Origin of the sequence: Carboxylicivirga agarovorans (genome assembly GCF_050589845.1) — a bacterium.
GTDB classification, from domain to species: Bacteria; Bacteroidota; Bacteroidia; order Bacteroidales; family Marinilabiliaceae; genus Carboxylicivirga; species Carboxylicivirga agarovorans.
In genome coordinates, this window is sequence record NZ_JBNGPA010000009.1 from 69,945 (window position 1) to 88,101 (window position 18,157).

Below are 18,157 nucleotides of genomic sequence, written 5' to 3' on the forward strand. Positions count from 1 at the left end.
TTCTCCTTCATTGCCAATTAGCGCACAAAAATACTATTTTTTCCTGAGTTTAAACCTGTTTAACAAATTGCTAACACGTTCCTGTTTTGAATACCATTCTTTCATTTTAAAATTATGTACCCAGGGCATGGAAATAGAATATAATAAGACGGGCAGGTAGAGATTGGCGTGGGTGCATAATAGTCAATCTGACCAGGCAAATCGTTGTATAAGGTAAGAAGCGATCATAAGTTGAAAGTTCTGCCAAACAAAAACCGCTACTTCAATGAAGCAGCGGCTCGAATATTTAAAGTACAAACAAAAATTACACGTTAATCATCATAGGCATCAATAACATTAATTCTTCTTCATTTTCACCATTTTCAAAAGGTAACAAGATACCTGCGCGAGATGGATCAGATAATTCAAGAATAACATCAGTTGAGTTAAGGTTGTCCAGTATATCAGCTAAGAAACCTGATTTGAAACCTATTTCCATTTCATCACCTTCGTACTGACAATTCAAGCGCTCATGTGCTGAAATACTAAAGTCGATATCCTGAGCTGAAACAACCATTTCTCCAGGAGTCATTTTCAACTTCACCAAATTACTCGCCTGGTTAGAGAAAATAGATACACGACCTAATGTATTATGGAATTCACTTCTGTCAATAATAACCTTATACGGATTATCCTGTGGAATAACAGCATTATAGCTTGGGTAATTCCCTTCTACAAGGCGACAAACTAATTTATAGTTCGGCAAAGTAAAAAAGGCATTCTTATCATCAAATTCAATAGAAACCTCACCACTTTCCTTAGGTAAAACATTCTTCAGAAGTCCGGCAGGTTTCTTAGGTAAAATAAATGACGCTGAAAATTCTGTCTTGGCATCTAAACGACGATAGCGAACCAATTTATGTGAATCGGAGGCCACAAATGTCATATTTTCCGGAGATAGTTCGACTAATATACCATTCATTACCGGACGTAACTCATCATCAGCTGTAGCAAAAAGTGTTTTATTAATACCAACTTCCAACAGATCAACCCCTACCTGAAGACTTGAACTCTTATCTGCATCAAGCTGCGGTAACTCAGGAAAATCAGCTCCATCCTGCCCTACAATACTGAACTTACCTTTTTCAGTAATAATATTAACACCGAATGTATCCATGTTAATATCAAAATTTAACGGTTGTTCAGGAAATTTCTTTAATGTTTCCAATAAAATACGAGAAGGTAAAGCAATGATCCCTTCACCATCAGAATTATCTATTTCTAAGGACGTAACCATAGTAACCTCCAAATCGGAAGCCGTCAATACAAGCTTATTGTCTTTTAGGTCGAATAAAAAATTATCGAGGATTGGCAATGTACTTTTATTACTAATCACGCGACTGATGGCTTGTAGATGCGATAGTAATTCTGTACTGGAAACTACAAATTTCATAAATTCTTACAGTTATTAGTTCTTATCAAATATATCAAAAAAACAGATAATTACGCGCTTATACAATCTCATAAATTATGCTTAAAACGCAACATGCAAGATACGAAAAAACACTACTGTACAAAACTTGATCTCAGCAATCTTTTCAGTAGTTATCAACATACATCAAATCAGAAAAGAATGCACTGAAAATCACTTACCAAACCTACGATGACGGATGTATATAAACACCAGGCTGCCTATTCCCATTAGTAGAATTGGCAAGACAACATTTAACCACTTTAACCACGCTGTACCTTCTGCTATTCGTTGTTTATCCAGCAAGCGCAGGGTCAAATGACGACCACGCAACTGCATCCAACCATCCTCATCGCAAAGGTAATTAACCGCATTAACGATAAAATCCTTATTCCCATATTGCTGTTGTGAACCCTCATCATACCCAAGAGGTAATATCTGAGGATTAGTTTCCTTAAAACGAACCTGGTTTCTAATGATATCCCCATCTGCCACCACCATAATTCGCGTATTGACACTCTTATCCTTTCTCTCATTAGCTCCCCTTATGCCGGCAGGCATCTGACGATTGGTGAAAACAGAAGGAAAGCTGCCTTCCTGGATGATCGCAACTGTTTGGTGCGGCGTATTGAACTCAGCCTGCTTAGGTTGCTTATTTACATCGGCCATAGAGATAAAAACCGGCGTTTGATTAACCTTGGTATACTGAGATGTGCGCAATAAAATATGGCGCGTTATATCAGGGTTATTGCCGACAGTGTCAATAGTACCGGTAAATCCACCTCGCACCAGATTGATATTACGGGTTATCGGGTGATTTTGTGAAGCAGACAACAGTGGACTGTACAACCATGGCACCGGCACAAGTTGTGGCTGCCCCTGTGGCTTGGCGTTCATCAGGATGCGTCCGGCCTGAACATCTTCAACAACAACGGGGTTAACACGAACACCGTACTTAAACAGTTGATCATCAAGATTAATATCATTATATAAACCAATGGTTTGCGGAGCCTGTCGCAAGCTGTCGAGGGTTACATTAACGGCATCAACCAAATACAGTAAACGCCCTCCATTCATCAGGTACTGATCAAGAACAAACTTATCTTTCTCACTGAATGGTTTTGAAGGTTTGGCAATGATAACCACTTTGTATGGAGCCAGCACAGAAGCATCAGTCCCTATTTGCCCCCTGTCAACCTGATAGTAGGCCGATAAAGCATCTGTGGCTTCAATAACATCCAATTCATCCAATTCGCCATGCCCTTCAAGAAAGGCAATCCTACTCTTTTCTTCAGTGAGCAGTTTCCTGAATGCATTGGCAAATTTGTATTCAAGTCCTTCAATGGAACTGTTTAAATTCTCAGATCCGCTTCTCGACGGCAAATTATCCAGCAAATTAACCCCAACAATACGATCATTGAGGTATACCAAAGCATATGGAAAAACATATGACTGAATCTGGCGCCCGTCCTCAGCATTTTCGAAAACACTTTGGGGTTCAAATCCATACTCCGAAAGCTCGCTTAACAAGGCTTTCTTTTCTTCGCCGTTACTATCATCAGGATTAATAAATTCAAAGTACATTGAACGCCCTGCCTCTGACTTGAATTCCTCCAACATCTCACGAGTGGCTTTAGACAAGCGCGAAAAACCAGTATTTAAATCCCCATCCAAATACACCTTCACATACACTTCAGACCTCAGGTCTTTCATAAACTGCTTTGATGTTTCGGTTAAGGTATAGCGTTTTTCAGAGGTTAAGTCAATGCGAAAAAACACCTGTCGGCTAAGCCAGCTTATGGCTATTAAGCCTAAAAAAACAACAGCCAGTTTTACCAGTTTATTCGGATGATTAATACTTATACTCATATAACTAACCGTTAACGTTTATTTTTTGAAAGCGATAGCTTTGAAAGAAACAAAAAGAAAAATACCAATGATGCAAGATGCACAACATCCCGCGAATCAATCACACCACGACTTAATGAGCGATAATGGCTATCAATACCCAGGTAGGTAATTGTATCGCGCCAGTTACTTAAACCCGGAATAGCAGCCATAGATTCAAAGCCTGAATAGAACATAAAACAAATCAAAACGGCTAGAATAAATGCAACGATTTGATTATCTGTCAATGAGGATGCAAACACCCCGATTGATACATAAACAGCCGCCAGAAAGACAAGACCTATATATGAGCCCCAGGTTCCACCCATATCAAGGTTACCTAATGGATTACCTAACTGATAAACGGTGTAAACATAAATTAATGTTGGCAATAAACTAAGTAAAACAACAGTCAATCCGGCTAAAAACTTTCCGAAAACTATTTGCATTTCCGACACAGGACGTGTTAATAGAACATCAAGTGTACCCAATCGTTTTTCATCTGCAAAAAGACGCATTGTAACAGCAGGAACCAGAAACAAATACACCCATGGGGCAATGTAAAACAACGATTCCAGAGTGGCATAGCCACCATACAGGATATTTAAATCATTTGGGATAACCCAAAGAAACATACCGGTAAGTAACAAAAACACTGAAACCACCAATGCCCCTGTCACCGAACTGAAAAATGATGATAGTTCGCGCTTAAAAATAGCCAGCATACTCTACTATTTATTGTTTTTATCGTTTTTTAATGACTCCAGCATCAGTTGGGCTGTTCGGGCACTTGACCCAGGTCCCCCCATGCGTTTATGCAATTCTGAATAATCATTCAACATTTCACTACGCCGATCACTATCTGCCAGCAACAGTCCTAACTCTTTCTCCAGCTTATCAAGAGAGAAATCTTTTTGAAACAACTCCAGAACAGCTTCCTTTTCAAGGATAAGGTTAACTAAAGAAATAAAAGGCACCTTAATCAATATTTTCTTGGCAATAAAATCGGTGAAGCCCCCGCCCCACATTTGATAGCATACTACCTGCGGACAATTAAGCAAAGCCGTTTCCAGGGTAGCTGTTCCCGAAGTTACCAGCGCTGCGCGCGATTGCTGCAGCAGTTCATAAGTCTGACCACTGACCACTGCCACATCCATATCTTTAATATACGGCTCGTACTCTTCCACAGAAAAGGATGGTGCTCCGGCGATTACAAACTGATAACCGGGAAATTTCCCAACCATCTCAAGCATATCGGGCAGGTTCTTCGTTATTTCTCCTTTCCTGCTTCCAGCCAGCAAAGCGACTTTGGGTCGCATATCAAGATTATTACGCCCAACAAAATCATTAAATGATTCATCCTTATTAGGGCGGTTATCTATGGCATCTAAAACCGGATTGCCACTGTATTGCACTTCAACATTATGCTCTTCAAAAAACTTGGTTTCAAAAGGTAGAATGGTAAACATCCGGTCAACATTGGCCTTTATTTTCTTGACACGTTTTTGATTCCAAGCCCATATCTTGGGTGAGATATAGTAATATACCAACAGCTTATTATCATGGGCGAATTTTGCCATACGCAGATTAAAACCAGCATAATCAACAAGAATCAAGACATCGGGTTTATAAGCCATCAGGTCATCCTGGCATAACTTGAAGTTCTTTTTAATGGAATTCAGATTCATCAGCACATCCCATAAGCCCATAACGGCTGTATCCTTATAGTGACGAACGAGGGTCCCGCCCTGGGCCTTCATCAAATCTCCACCCCAGTACCTGAAGTCTGCATCAGGATCCTGCTCCTTAAAAGCCTTCATCAGATTCGATGCATGCAGGTCACCGGATGCTTCTCCGGCTATTATATAATAACGCATAATGATATATTAAAGTAAAAAACGGAACGCAATAACAACAATGGCATACAAAACAGTTGAGGTAACAATACCCCTGGCAGCCAATAATCGTTCTTTATTGATGGCTATTAAAAAAACGATCAGATTGGGTAGAACACTAATACTCAAAAGCTTTCCAATACTACCCATGTTAACCATTTGTTTAATAAAGGGCCAATAACTCATGTCACCCTTATAAACAAAATAATACAGAGCAAAAGACATGATAATGGGTAACACCACCCCTATTAAAATACCAATATAGAGTTTATTGCACTTACAATTCATAATTCTGTTCTTTCAAATAAGGTAAAAGGTTAAAGTTTGTGGCATCCAAATGACAGGGAACAATAGCTGCATAGCCTTTTGCCAGATAGTATTCATCCGTATCTTTGGCTTCAGGCTCCATGTTTTCAAAATGTCCGGTCAACCAATAATATTTACGCCCCCGCGGGTCCTCCCTTTCTACAAATTCTTCGATCCATTTTCCTTTACTCTGACGAGCTATTTTGGCACCCTTTACAGGATGAGCATCCGGAATATTAACATTTAAGAATGTTCCAGCCGGCAATTTGTCATTTAATACACTGCGAACCACATGTTCGGCAATCCTGGCCGCTTCTGAAAAATCGGCACCATAGCTGTAATTCAACAATGAGAATCCAATGGCAGGAACCTGATTCAACGCACCTTCACGTGCAGCACCGACAGTACCTGAATAATGCAGGCTGATGCTTGAGTTAGTTCCATGGTTAATACCTGAAACCAACAGATCAGGTTTGCGTTCCAGCAATACATTAATGGCCAATTTAACACAGTCAACAGGCGTGCCGTTAACCTTATAAAGTTTTAAGCCCTCCTTTTCTTTAACAAGCTTTGCATACAACGGAGTTTTAACCGTTATGGCATGCGACATTCCTGAATATGATTCATTGGGGGCCACTATAACAACGTCACCTATGGTTTTTAAAACCTTTACCAGCGACTCCAGACCACCTGCTTTAATTCCGTCATCATTAGTGACAAGAATTAGTGGTCTCAAACTTTTTTCTTTTACCATTTTTGAATCTATATGAACATCAAAGATATGGATTCGCAATTGAAGGGACAAAAGCCATTATTTTATTATTGGAATAAATTCCATCTTTATATTTAAGGATAAGATAATAACGGGACCGGATTTAATTATTTAACTATACATCGCATTAACAGTCATATTTCTGCTTTTTTAATTATCTGAAATGGTCAATTCCCTGACGAGCTGATACAAAATTTACTATCTAAGCCAGTTTGTTACTTAAATCAAATCTTATTTTTTTCGTTATTCGAAATCTAATTAACTACTTTTGTTAGCTCTTTTTGAAAGAGACTAATGATGCATATCGCATCATATTGATGTTCAACTTATAATGATTTTAGACGAATGAATATTTCATACAACTGGCTAAAGAACTACCTTAATATTGATTTAGCACCAGGAAAAGTTTCTGAAATACTTACCGACATTGGATTGGAAGTTGGTGGAATGGAAGAAATTCAATCAATCAAAGGTGGCTTAGAAGGCCTGGTTATCGGTGAAGTTTTAACTTGTGAAAAACATGCTAATGCTGATAAACTAAGTGTTACAACAGTTAATGTCGGTGGCGAAGAGCCCCTGCCAATTGTTTGTGGCGCACCCAATGTGGCAGCCGGCCAAAAGGTTATTGTTGCAACTGTTGGAACTGTATTATATAGCGGTGACGAGAGCTTTACCATTAAAAAATCTAAGATCAGAGGCGAACAGTCGATGGGAATGATCTGTGCGGAAGATGAAATTGGTCTCGGAGCAAGTCACGATGGCATCATGGTACTTCCTGAAGATGTTAAACCAGGTACATTGGCCAAAGAATATTTTAACATTGAGAATGACATTGCCATTGAAATTGACTTAACACCTAACCGTGTTGATGGCTCATCTCACTACGGTGTAGCACGCGATTTAGCAGCTTACTTAAAGCAGCATCAGGAAGGCGTGGAATTAACACTACCTTCTGTTGATGACTTTAAAGTTGAAAACACCAACTATCCTGTCAAAGTTACTGTTGAAAATACGGAAGCATGTCCTCGTTACTGCGGTGTTACAATAAGTGATGTAACTATTAAAGAATCTCCCGAATGGTTACAAAACAGATTAAAGGCCATAGGCCTTAGCCCGATCAACAATGTTGTCGACGTTACCAACTTTGTTTTGCATGAGCTTGGCCAACCACTTCATGCATTTGATGGTGATGAAATTATTGGCGACGAAGTAATTGTCAAAACACTTGCCGATGGTACTGAATTTATCACTCTCGATGAAGAAAAAAGAGAGCTATCTGATAAAGACCTGATGATATGTAATGCGCAAAACGGCATGTGCATAGCGGGTGTATTTGGTGGAATTAAAAGTGGTGTTAGCGAGAAGACTACCAAAGTTTTCCTTGAAAGCGCCTATTTTAATCCGGTATGGGTACGTAAAACAGCCAAACGCCATACGCTTAGCACTGATGCCAGCTTCCGCTTTGAGCGCGGTGTAGATCCTAATATGACCATCTATGCTCTTAAACGTGCTGCTCTTTTGATCAAAGAAGTTGCCGGAGGAACTATTTCAAGTGAAATTACTGATATTTATCCGGAGAAAGTTAACAATTTTGAAGTTAAGGTAACATATCATAATATCATACGCCTAATTGGTAAAGAGTTAACAAAAGACACTATTAAAAGTATTCTGACTGCGTTGGATATTGAAATTGTTACGGAAACAGAAGAAGGCTTAACACTATCTGTTCCTCCATACAGAGTTGATGTACAACGTGAAGCTGATATAATTGAAGAGATTCTTCGCATCTATGGTTATAACAACATTGAGATGCCATCATCGGTCAATAGTACGATAGTCTATTCTCAAAAACCAGATGACCATAAATCAAAGAACATTATTGCTAATCAGTTAACATCACAGGGTTTTAGTGAAATCATGTGTAATTCACTGACCAAGGCAGCTTACTATGAGTCTTTGGAGTCATATCCTCGACAAAATGTGGTTGAATTAGCTAACCCTTTGAGTAATGACCTAAATGGTATGCGTCAAACATTATTATTTGGTGGATTAGAATCAATCAACCATAATGTTAACCGACGCAACAGCGATTTGAAATTCTTTGAATTCGGTAACAGCTATCACTTTAAAGCAGAATCAGACAAAAGCGACTTAAACAACTATGATGAGGAGCAAAAACTTGCTTTGTTTATGGTTGGTAACAAAGCTACCTTAAACTGGAATACACCTGAACAAAAAGTTAGTTTCTACGATTTGAAAAACCTGTTGGAAAATATCTTGTTACGCCTGGGCTTAACTTTCACTGATCTCAAAGAAACAGAAACTGATTCAGATCTTTTTTCAGAAGGTTTAAGCTTGTCGCAGGGAGATAAATCCGTGATTGATTTTGGTTTAGTTAATGGTAAACTGCTTAAATCATTTGACATTGATGTACCCGTATATTTCGCTGAAATTAAATGGGATATAATACTTAAGAAGAGTAGTAAGAAAACTGTTACTTATACTGAAATATCAAAATTCCCTGAGGTTAAAAGAGATTTGGCCTTAGTACTTAATAAGGATGTGAAGTTTGAACAGGTTAAGCAAATTGCACATAAGACAGAAAAGAAATTACTTAAACGCGTTTCTTTATTCGATGTTTTTGAAGGTGAAAAACTAGGTGCCGACAAAAAATCTTATGCAGTTAGCTTTATACTGCAAGATGAAACAAAAACGCTTAACGATAAGCAGATTGATAAAATTATGAATAAAATGATGAGCAACTACGAAAGAGAGTTAGGTGCTTTAATCAGAAAATAAAATTCATGACCACAAAAGAAATGGGCTATCCAAACCGGATAGCCCATTTCTTTTATATTCTCCTTAATACTTAATTCTACAAATAAGCCAAAGTCCATTTATAAGCAGCATTTGTAAAAGCATTAGACCATTTTATGTAATAAGTCTCTCCCTCTTTCACCTCTACAATAACCTCTGACTGCAAAGTCCCCTTTGCAAAATTACTGGAACCAATGACAATTTCACACGATTTGTCATAAACAAACAAACATGTATTTTCAGTCGTTTGACCATAACTTGAGAATGCAACCTCACCTGTACGATCTGCAGTATATGCAAACCAACTGTCATAGCCGTTATCGTGATTGACCTCCATCAGACCCTCCGATGCAATGATGGCATTTGAAAAATTTATTCCCTTTTGTTCAAGCTGCTCCACACTCCATACTATATCAATATTATCTTGCTTTAACTGCCATACTATATGATATACTTCACCTGCTTTGGATATAAAAGATATAGGCTTTTCATTTCGGTGAAGACTTTGCGTCACTATCGTCTTATAGTTGTTTGTAAAAACCGTTACAAGCCCAATTTCATCAGACAAACCATCACTATCAATAGTAATAACCCCATCGTAATTAGCTTTAACTTTAAACAGCGTATTACCTTGATTAGTAACAAGACCTTTGCTGTTTACATCAGAAATAATAACGGCGTCATCCCCAGCTCCTAACGCTTTAACACCTTCTCTGGCAAGCATATTGCCACTTACAACAATCGTAAAAAGAAACAAAAAGAAGCTTCTTTTAATAATAAATCCCCAATTCATAACTCAATAATTTACATTCCCCGATGCAAATATATTAAAAACCGTATAAAATGAGTATCAATTTATAATAAGAATAACGGTTATATACTATAAATTAACAATAATAAGACATTAGTTTCAAATTGCTTACATATATTTGAATTTATGACCGTTTTAGTCCATTTAATAACAACATAACGGCCCAGTACTTATATCAAAAAAGGAGTTATTGAATAACTCCTTTTCCTTCTAACCTTAACTCAAAATCCAAATCTATGAAAAAAATCTTAACTGATTATATAACACCCTAATGCATAAATGGTTCAGTTAGCACAAAAAAAAAGAGGAATGTTTGACTTTTCAAACATTCCTTCTTCAACCTAACCTTAACCCTAACTTATGAAGAAAGCTTCATAAATCTTTATACTCAATTCGCATATATAAAGTTCTCTAATAATTACTCTAAAAGCAATCTTTTAAACTTTTTTAACGCGACTTTGTAAATCTAAACTATTGTGTGATTTCCCATTTATAATTATTCACACATTTTAACATTCACAAATATGAAGCTTTTTTAATTAATTCAAAAATTTTTTTTCAAAATCTTCATAAGATAATACTTCAGCATAACTTCTAAGTGTTGATAATGTGGAATAATGTACTTGTTCGGCGGAAATTATTTTTTCATCAAATTTTAAATCCCTCGTCGCACAAGCTTCATTTACAACACTTACTTTATAACCATAATCTGCGGCTGCCCTTACAGCTGCTTCCAGGCACATATGTGTTTGCATTCCAATTATAACCAACTCATTGATATTGTTTTTGTCTAAAAACTCTTTTAAACCGGTATTTTTAAAAGCATTAACATCTGATTTAACAAATACCTTTTCACTGTCCCGGGCTTCAACTGCTCTATGTATATCACCACCTGATTTAACCTGATGTGCTACATGCACAACTAAATCTCCATTGTCTCGAAAGCATTGCAGAACTTTTGAGGCTACCTCTGCAGCTTCAAGTGCACCAACCAACTCTGCATTACCGCCTGGGAAATAAAAGTCCTGAATATCGATTAAAAGCAATGCTTTAGACTCCTCAGATTGAGCGCCGGCATCAATTAAGCCCATCAGGAAAACTGCAAAAATCACTAATGTTTTCATACTTTCTGTTATTGATACATTTAAAGAAATAAAAAAAGGGTGACTTTCGCCACCCTTTCTTAATTGTATATCATAGAAATTACTTGATACCAAGCTTTTTCTTTAAATCTTTAGTCAAAGCATTCTTATTGATCATGATTGACATTGTTTTATACTTCACAAAAGCTTCTGAGGCATAAAAATAGCCATCGTACTTATTGTTTGTATTCCATGAGTTTTTAACCTTGAAATACTTCGTACCATTCTGATCAGTCACCATACCTGTAATCTGCATACCATGATCATCAGTAGTCTGATAATTGTCGTATGCTTCCTGACGTATTTCAGGGGTAATTACTTTTTCTTTTACAGGCTTATCGAAGCTATAAAGAGCTTTGTTACGATCAGCACGTGACATGCTTTCCCAACGAGAGCGCTCTGAGCCTGACATTTCTTTCGCATCACTTTCCGGTACAATGGCAACACCATTGGTATGAGAAAATCCTTTTTCACTAACATCAGCAGCCCAGCCAATAGTATAACCATTCTCTAAAGAGTGCTCAAATATTGTCATCAGGTCATCTAATGTTACATTGTAAACTTCACCCCATAACCAGTTATCCGGCACTTCGATAATAAAGGTTTCATATGTTGGGTGGTGTGTATAAGAAGTTACCTGAATATAGTCATCCATATCCAAACCAACTTTCTCTTTCATATATGTCTGTGGAGTATAAGATTGACCATCTACTTCGAAAGATGTTGGTTCTGCACCTAAATATGCATCTAAAACACCATCAAAACCAACTTTCCATGCCGGAGACAGTTTCTTATTCTTATTCTTAATAACAGCGTCTACATAGTTTTTAAGAATAGCGTCCATTTCACCGTGAACATGTGATTCTTCACCATATTCAAGCCCTGCATAAACTTCTTCAGGAACCATACCATACTTTTTCATAACGTATACAGCATCATGAAAAGCACCTCCGGCACCAAAGTTCAATGAACCATGCAGGCGCACATATTTTTCAGCTTTATCTGAATAGCAGTGACGTACAACAAACATCTCAGAAAGATTTGAAGGCTCTTTACCAATACGAATCATCTCAGACTCAAAAAAGCCTAATGCCGAAAAGCTCCAGCATGTTCCTGAACGATGCTGATCTTTTACACATGTAGCTTCCAGGTCATAAACCGTTTCAAACTGATAACCATCCTTTTCCTCCTGCGCCATAACCATCAGGCAAAACAGGCTAAGTAGTAGTGTTGATAATACTTTCATTTGATTCTATTTGATTTTAATAATTTGACAATAAAAGACTAATCCTAATCGTATCAGGACCACAAATAAATAAAAGATTAGCCGATAGTTAAATGATAATATTCATCTATTGGTAATTGCTAAGTCATTAACAGCATACTAATATGCTATTCACTCACAATCTGATTGATTAATAACTGACCGTTAGCAACCATCTGCTTAGCGCTTTCACGCGGAATCCGGTTAATAACAAAATCACTGAGAACCTCATCGATCAACTCTAAATTTTTAGCATTTTTCTGCTCATTCACAGATGACAACTGCTCCTTTAGTATCAACAATTTTTCATAGTCCTGTATTCCCTCAATTAACCTTTCAAATCTGATTGAACTTCGTGCATTGGGGTAAATAAGAAAATTGCTGCCCGAACTTGATCCCGCCAGTCGGGCCTCAGTTAAGGGCTTACGGCGCCAGTTATTAAATTGCTCGACATGAATCCCATCAATTCCCTGGGATGCTGCATACCAACCCAGCCAGGTCGCCTGTGCAGATGGTGATGACAAGTTCAAATTAGGATAGTGATCTTTCGCCTCTACCATATAAGAAGTTTCTAATCCTTGTTGATGACGGATCTTAAACCATTCTTTAAGATTACTGAACTGAGCAGGAACATTAGCAGCATACACATTTTTCATTGTACCCGAACTCCACTCCTGCGCGACAAGCTCAAACTTAATTCCATTATCAATGGATACAATAAGCTCTTTAATAAATGATATATCTTCTGCACTGCCAGCTCCCAAAACAAAAACAGATTTATTAAAACGCCCGGTTTTCTTAAGGTGTTCAACTACCTGACGGTAGCAATCTCTGATCAATGAGGCATCACCATAAACATCTAAGGATTTATTGATAATTTGTCCTGCATTATCCTTATATGTAATTGTATTAGTTCCATTGGGACGATAAGCCAAACAGTCAAGCTGCCCATTTATTCCAAGGTCACTTATGGCAGCAATCCACTTATCGAAATTTGTAAAATCAGCAATCAGTTTACCTTTATCATATTCTCTCCAGGATATAAGTGGCGACTGAGACGGACTGTTAAACTGATTAAAAATGGGAACATTAATATTTTTCTGTCCAGCCAGCTTCATTAAGCCAATATAAGCGTCAATTTGCTTAATATGCTCATCAGACCACAGTTCGACCTGATGCCAATCAGCTACCGAAACCGGATTAAAGTACATGTTTGTTTGAAATCGCCACTCATCAGCGGAAGGTAATTCCTTATCAATAACATTAAGCTGAACACGCAGTTCCTGTGGTGGGTTTTGCCTTGAATAAACTTTCAATGATGCATTGTATACTCCCTGGTTGATATTATGTGGCAACTTAATGGTCACCCAAATTGGCCGTACCGATTCAGCTTCAACATCAATACAGGGTAAATCATCCAGCATATCAGGCATCAGGCATGAATCGCGCCTGGTTATTTCATTCGATTCTTCACTGACAAAATTAACATCACTCATGATATAGCGTACAAAGTGAGAGTCAATGATATCATTTGAAAGAGTATCTCCGCTTGAGGATACAAAATCACTCCACACACATTCAACCTGCTGAACATCAAACGAGCTCCACAAAACCGCCTGAAATGAGACACGCTCTCCTTTCCATGCTGTTAATTGTAACTCTTTGTTTACGGCTTTCATTGGAACCACACCTTTCTTATACTTGACATCTTTTGAACCAAAAGACAGATGCAGTCCCCGCCCGGTTGCCTTCCAGGCTTCTGTATCTTTCTTTTCAGGATTTGAAGGTTCAACAAAGGTATTATAAGTGATTTTTTCACGCTGGTTGTAGCACGATGTAAAACAGAGCATCAGAGCGATGCAACTACCTAACAGATAAGCTCTCATTGTAAATATTAAAAATAAGTGTGCAGCAAATATAACATATTGCAGTCTGCATAGCACTATTTATCGATGAGTTGTTGCAATTTCTCGCGTTGTATTTTTCCGGTTTCTGTTTTTGGTATCTCATCAATGCATATTATCTCCTTAGGTAACTCATACTTTGCCAACAAGGTCCAATCAACATCACTCAAAGACAGAGGCTTTAGTGACTCACATACCAAGACAACTTTCTGACCTAAAATATCATCAGTCTTCCAGCTAACAGCAAAAGGTATTGAAAGAATTGCGCACAACTTTCGTTCAATCTCTTCAGCCATCACTTTTACTCCTCCTGTATTTATAATGTTATCAAAGCGACCTTTTAAAACAAATTCCTTATCTGACTTAAGCTCGACTATATCATTCGTTACCAGCCTCTCCTCATTAACATCAGATGGTTCAACAACCAGGCAATCGCGATCATCTGTCGTAACGGAAAGTCCGGGCAATACAATAAATGATGCATACGCATCCTTAATACTTCGCAGAGCAATATGCGAAACAGTTTCAGTCATTCCATAGGTTTCCCACGACCGGGTTGTCAACTCTTTTAATTGAGCCGACACCTGAGTATTAACACTTCCCCCTCCTATGATCAAATGGTGAATATTATTCAGGGCCTCTTTATTCTCATTGAGTATTTTAATTACCTGCATGGGCACCATTGCAACAAAATCAAATCGTCGATGCAATGATTTCAGGGGAATTCCACTTACCGGAGAGGTAAAGAGTCTTAAGTGCCCAACCAATGCCCTTACCAGCATCATTTTACCTGCAATATACCTGGCCGATAAACACAAGAGGGCACTTGAATCGGGCTTTAATTCAAGAAATTTTAAAGTACGTTGAGCAGATGCGATCATTGCGTTCTTATGCACTCTAATTATTTTGGGAGTACCTGTGCTGCCTGATGTTTGCAATTCAATGGTTTCATCTTCCTTAAGCCAATCGATTAGAAAACGGCCAATATGATTCTTTTCTTCGTCCTTTTCGTTCAATAGTAATTGCGCTAAAGACAGCAATGACTCTTTACCCTCATGTTTTATTCCATTAAAAATCAGGGTGTGACAGGACAGGTATGACTTAACATTTTTCATTGAAACGGATTAGCCCAATTAGCATGAGGATCATAAAATAATTTCTCACCCGAAAGATAAAGAGGTGAATCGATATTATTGGTAAAAACCTGGCCTGTTCCAAGCCCCTGGCGCAATGTGTTATTTTTGGTGTATACCCACTGGGCTATGGCATTGAGCCCCACATTGGCTTCTAAAGCTGATGTGGCCCACCATTCTATATTCAACTCTTCAGCCAGCTGTATCCATTCATCACTGGCTTTGAATCCCCCCAGCAAACTTGGTTTCAATATAATGTATTGCGGCCTGATCGACTCCAGCAACTCTTTCTTGGTCTCGTATTCATTGATCCCTATCAATTCTTCATCCAGAGCAACAGGAATGGAGGATACTTCGCAAAGCTTACGCATATCATTGATCTGACCGGCTTTTATAGGCTGTTCAATTGAATGAATTTTAAACCTTGACAGATCGTGTAATTTCCTTTCTGCTTCATCAACAGCAAAAGCACCATTAGCATCAACCCTAATTTCCAGGTCATCTGCTGTATACTTATTTCGAATAAGCTCCAGGAGCTGAAGTTCCTTATCAAAATCAATAGCACCCACCTTAAGCTTTAGGCATTTAAAACCACTCTGAAGCTTTTCATTAATGCGGCGTAGCATCTCATCGGGCTCTCCCATCCAGATTAAGCCATTAATAATGATTGAATCATTGCCATCAACGAACTTTGAATTGAATAACTGAAGGTGTTTTTTGCCAGATAGATCAAGTAAAGCCATTTCAATGGCGAATCGTAAGGCGGGATAATTAATTAAGGTCTCATGCAAGTTCGCAGCATAGTCATCAATATTCAGGCATACATCTTTGATCTTTCGTTCAAGATTGGAGTTATCATCAATACTCAGACCAGGAATAATTGAACATTCGCCTATCCCAAAATTTCCATATGCATCAGATACCTTGATAAACCAGCTTGGTTTCGTATGCAATACTCCCCTAGAAGTTCCTCCGGCTTCTTTAAATATCAATTCTCGTTTTACAAAACTGGCTTTAAGCATATTTTAAAATACTACTAATCCGACACCAAATAAAATAACAAATACAAGAGTAGAAAGAGCCAGTTTCTTTAGTTCCGGATCAAAATCAGATGCCTCTTCCGCTTTTTTGACAACATTTAAATGACGGATAAACAGTGGTATACCTAACAGGAAAATGTATTGAAAAAGACCAAAACCATTAATAATTGCAAATATTGCGATATTGAGTATGGCTGCTACGATTAAGAACGAATGATAGGTTTTAGCCCATTTTATACCATTTTTGACAACAAGGGTGTTTTTCCCGGCTGCTCTGTCACTTTCCTCATCACGCATATTATTAAGGTTTAGTACACCTGAACTTAGGAATCCTACAGAAAAAGCTGGTAATAACACCTTCCAGTCAAAGTAATTGGTATATAAATAAAATGAACCTGCCACCCCAACTATACCAAAAAATATTAAAACAAAAATATCACCAAGTCCATTATAGCCATAAGGGTTGTTCCCCATGGTATATTTCATGGCTGCTGCAATTGCGGCCAGTCCAAGAACAAAAAAGAATAAACTGACATAGGCACTCGCACTACCAAAGGCCACATATATTAATAACAGACCGGATAAAAGGGAAAAAACAGAAAAAAGGATGATGGCCATGCGCATACTGGTCAATGATATGGCACCAGTCTGAACCATCCGGTCTGGCCCTTTGCGATCGGCATGATCGGCACCATTAACTGTATCACCATAATCATTCGCCAAATTAGATAATACCTGTAGAAATAAGGTGGTGAATGAAGCAAGTATTAATATTGACCAATTAAAGGCATTATAGTAGGCTGCCAAAAAACTCCCCATTATAATTGAAGAAAGTGCCAATGGTAAAGTACGTAAACGAAATGCACTTATCCATGCTTTTACTTTTGTCATAAATCTGTTTTACCACAAAAGTAAATATTTGCTTTTATAAACGAGCAGTTAGATGCATTTCATCTTCATGTGATCTTATCTCGCTGCAACATTACACAACTTATTTTTACCATATACAAAGCGATATAAGAGATTACGCAGTTCTTTAAATTCGTTATAGCTAATGGCATGCGGATAACTTAAAATCCTTTGTGGAAATGAGGCATAGCCTTTATGGTAAGCAGGTTGAATGTAAACAAAGGGGTTCTCAACAAAACCAGAGAGTTTATACAGCTTCTTAATGATACTCTGTGATTTATTTTGTAGTATATCGATTTCTGCAATGACAATCACCCCCTTTTCTGTTGTACTAAGCAATTGTTTTAATAAGGTGGGAATGATCAGCATTTCGTCCTCCCCTGATTGCACTGCCATGTGTTCTATCGCAATCCACTTACTGAAGTCCCAATAACCAACAAACCCCTGGAGCTGATTATTATTGCGCAACTCTATCAGGCTATATGAAGAACGTTGACATATCTCTTCAAATTCCTTTTTACATCGTCTACGTTCATAATCAAACGAACGACTCATCAAATCCCAAACATCATTTGCCATCATAACCTTTTCATTTTGAAAAATATAATCAATCGGCATACCATTATTATTGAATAAATTAAAAAGAATGTGAAATAACCTAACCCGCCAATTAGCAAAAAGCTGATTTCTTACTGAGAATGATGAGTAACTTATGAATGAATTGACGACAAGATATTGAGAGCTTTTTGAAAGGGCAAAACATAAAAACGATCAGCCAAATTAGATAATTAAAGGTTGTGAACTAATAATCAGGCCCTTGGATTACA

General features: G+C 37.8%; 15 protein-coding genes. 1 reads left to right on the plus strand and 14 read right to left on the minus strand.

Translation table 11 applies throughout. The features are described 5' to 3' along the window. Positions 1–304: 304 nt before the first annotated feature. The 6 genes from dnaN to surE form a co-directional block, all read right to left on the minus strand. On the minus strand, positions 305–1,432 hold the full coding sequence (gene dnaN / locus ACRD69_RS11465; protein WP_430815228.1) for a DNA polymerase III subunit beta: 1,128 nt from the start codon (positions 1,430–1,432) through the stop codon (positions 305–307). A 192-nt stretch (positions 1,433–1,624) separates the two neighbouring features. After that, positions 1,625–3,319 carry a gliding motility-associated ABC transporter substrate-binding protein GldG gene (gldG, locus tag ACRD69_RS11470; protein WP_430815229.1) on the minus strand — a complete coding sequence of 565 codons (1,695 nt, stop codon included), beginning with the start codon at positions 3,317–3,319 and terminating at the stop codon, positions 1,625–1,627. An 11-nt stretch (positions 3,320–3,330) separates the two neighbouring features. Continuing rightward, a complete protein-coding gene (gldF, locus tag ACRD69_RS11475) occupies positions 3,331–4,062 on the minus strand; it encodes a gliding motility-associated ABC transporter permease subunit GldF (protein ID WP_430815230.1) in 732 nt (243 codons plus the stop codon). Between the two features lie 6 nt (positions 4,063–4,068). Further along, a complete protein-coding gene (gene lpxB / locus ACRD69_RS11480; protein WP_430815231.1) occupies positions 4,069–5,214 on the minus strand; it encodes a lipid-A-disaccharide synthase in 1,146 nt (381 codons plus the stop codon). A gap of 9 nt (positions 5,215–5,223) precedes the next feature. Continuing rightward, the gene (locus tag ACRD69_RS11485) at positions 5,224–5,520 is read right to left on the minus strand and encodes a hypothetical protein (RefSeq protein WP_430815232.1); all 297 of its coding nucleotides are present in this window, start codon (positions 5,518–5,520) and stop codon (positions 5,224–5,226) included. Then, positions 5,510–6,274: a 5'/3'-nucleotidase SurE gene (gene surE / locus ACRD69_RS11490; protein ID WP_430815233.1), complete on the minus strand. Its 765-nt coding sequence runs from the start codon at positions 6,272–6,274 to the stop codon at positions 5,510–5,512. The genes ACRD69_RS11485 and surE overlap by 11 nt, the downstream gene beginning before the upstream one ends. A 381-nt stretch (positions 6,275–6,655) precedes the next feature. Here surE and pheT point away from each other — a divergent pair, with 381 nt between their 5' ends. Next, positions 6,656–9,109: a phenylalanine--tRNA ligase subunit beta gene (gene pheT, locus ACRD69_RS11495; protein ID WP_430815234.1), complete on the plus strand. Its 2,454-nt coding sequence runs from the start codon at positions 6,656–6,658 to the stop codon at positions 9,107–9,109. A gap of 76 nt (positions 9,110–9,185) precedes the next feature. On the opposite strand, the gene ACRD69_RS11500 is transcribed toward pheT, so the two are convergent. The 8 genes from ACRD69_RS11500 to ACRD69_RS11535 form a co-directional block, all read right to left on the minus strand. Continuing rightward, positions 9,186–9,920 carry a hypothetical protein gene (locus ACRD69_RS11500; RefSeq protein ID WP_430815235.1) on the minus strand — a complete coding sequence of 245 codons (735 nt, stop codon included), beginning with the start codon at positions 9,918–9,920 and terminating at the stop codon, positions 9,186–9,188. Between the two features lie 557 nt (positions 9,921–10,477). After that, positions 10,478–11,062 (minus strand): cysteine hydrolase family protein, encoded by a 585-nt coding sequence (locus tag ACRD69_RS11505; protein ID WP_430815236.1) that lies wholly within the window; start codon positions 11,060–11,062, stop codon positions 10,478–10,480. Between the two features lie 79 nt (positions 11,063–11,141). Continuing rightward, entirely contained in the window at positions 11,142–12,326 is a 1,185-nt protein-coding gene (locus tag ACRD69_RS11510; protein ID WP_430815237.1) for a C1 family peptidase, read from the minus strand. 146 nt (positions 12,327–12,472) lie between these two features. Beyond that, on the minus strand, positions 12,473–14,230 hold the full coding sequence (locus tag ACRD69_RS11515) for a DUF4091 domain-containing protein (protein ID WP_430815238.1): 1,758 nt from the start codon (positions 14,228–14,230) through the stop codon (positions 12,473–12,475). Between the two features lie 56 nt (positions 14,231–14,286). After that, positions 14,287–15,363 carry an AMP-binding protein gene (locus ACRD69_RS11520; RefSeq protein ID WP_430815239.1) on the minus strand — a complete coding sequence of 359 codons (1,077 nt, stop codon included), beginning with the start codon at positions 15,361–15,363 and terminating at the stop codon, positions 14,287–14,289. After that, positions 15,360–16,403, minus strand: a complete 1,044-nt coding sequence (locus ACRD69_RS11525; protein WP_430815240.1) for an o-succinylbenzoate synthase — start codon at positions 16,401–16,403, stop codon at positions 15,360–15,362. The genes ACRD69_RS11520 and ACRD69_RS11525 overlap by 4 nt, the downstream gene beginning before the upstream one ends. 3 nt (positions 16,404–16,406) lie before the next feature. Next, positions 16,407–17,312, minus strand: coding sequence for a 1,4-dihydroxy-2-naphthoate polyprenyltransferase (locus ACRD69_RS11530; protein WP_430815241.1), 906 nt, complete (start codon positions 17,310–17,312; stop codon positions 16,407–16,409). 75 nt (positions 17,313–17,387) lie between these two features. Beyond that, positions 17,388–17,912, minus strand: coding sequence for a hypothetical protein (locus ACRD69_RS11535; RefSeq protein ID WP_430815242.1), 525 nt, complete (start codon positions 17,910–17,912; stop codon positions 17,388–17,390). Positions 17,913–18,157: the final 245 nt, after the last annotated feature.

Excerpts from the sequence above, each read along its gene's own strand:
- dnaN (WP_430815228.1), bottom strand. The coding sequence starts at position 1,432 with ATGAAATTTGTAGTTTCCAGTACAGAATTACTATCGCATCTACAAGCC.
- gldG (WP_430815229.1), bottom strand. The coding sequence starts at position 3,319 with ATGAGTATAAGTATTAATCATCCGAATAAACTGGTAAAACTGGCTGTT.
- gldF (WP_430815230.1), bottom strand. The coding sequence starts at position 4,062 with ATGCTGGCTATTTTTAAGCGCGAACTATCATCATTTTTCAGTTCGGTG.
- lpxB (WP_430815231.1), bottom strand. The coding sequence starts at position 5,214 with ATGCGTTATTATATAATAGCCGGAGAAGCATCCGGTGACCTGCATGCA.
- ACRD69_RS11485 (WP_430815232.1), bottom strand. The coding sequence starts at position 5,520 with ATGAATTGTAAGTGCAATAAACTCTATATTGGTATTTTAATAGGGGTG.
- pheT (WP_430815234.1), top strand. The coding sequence starts at position 6,656 with ATGAATATTTCATACAACTGGCTAAAGAACTACCTTAATATTGATTTA.
- ACRD69_RS11500 (WP_430815235.1), bottom strand. The coding sequence starts at position 9,920 with ATGAATTGGGGATTTATTATTAAAAGAAGCTTCTTTTTGTTTCTTTTT.
- ACRD69_RS11505 (WP_430815236.1), bottom strand. The coding sequence starts at position 11,062 with ATGAAAACATTAGTGATTTTTGCAGTTTTCCTGATGGGCTTAATTGAT.
- ACRD69_RS11510 (WP_430815237.1), bottom strand. The coding sequence starts at position 12,326 with ATGAAAGTATTATCAACACTACTACTTAGCCTGTTTTGCCTGATGGTT.
- ACRD69_RS11515 (WP_430815238.1), bottom strand. The coding sequence starts at position 14,230 with ATGAGAGCTTATCTGTTAGGTAGTTGCATCGCTCTGATGCTCTGTTTT.
- ACRD69_RS11520 (WP_430815239.1), bottom strand. The coding sequence starts at position 15,363 with ATGAAAAATGTTAAGTCATACCTGTCCTGTCACACCCTGATTTTTAAT.
- ACRD69_RS11525 (WP_430815240.1), bottom strand. The coding sequence starts at position 16,403 with ATGCTTAAAGCCAGTTTTGTAAAACGAGAATTGATATTTAAAGAAGCC.
- ACRD69_RS11530 (WP_430815241.1), bottom strand. The coding sequence starts at position 17,312 with ATGACAAAAGTAAAAGCATGGATAAGTGCATTTCGTTTACGTACTTTA.
- ACRD69_RS11535 (WP_430815242.1), bottom strand. The coding sequence starts at position 17,912 with ATGATGGCAAATGATGTTTGGGATTTGATGAGTCGTTCGTTTGATTAT.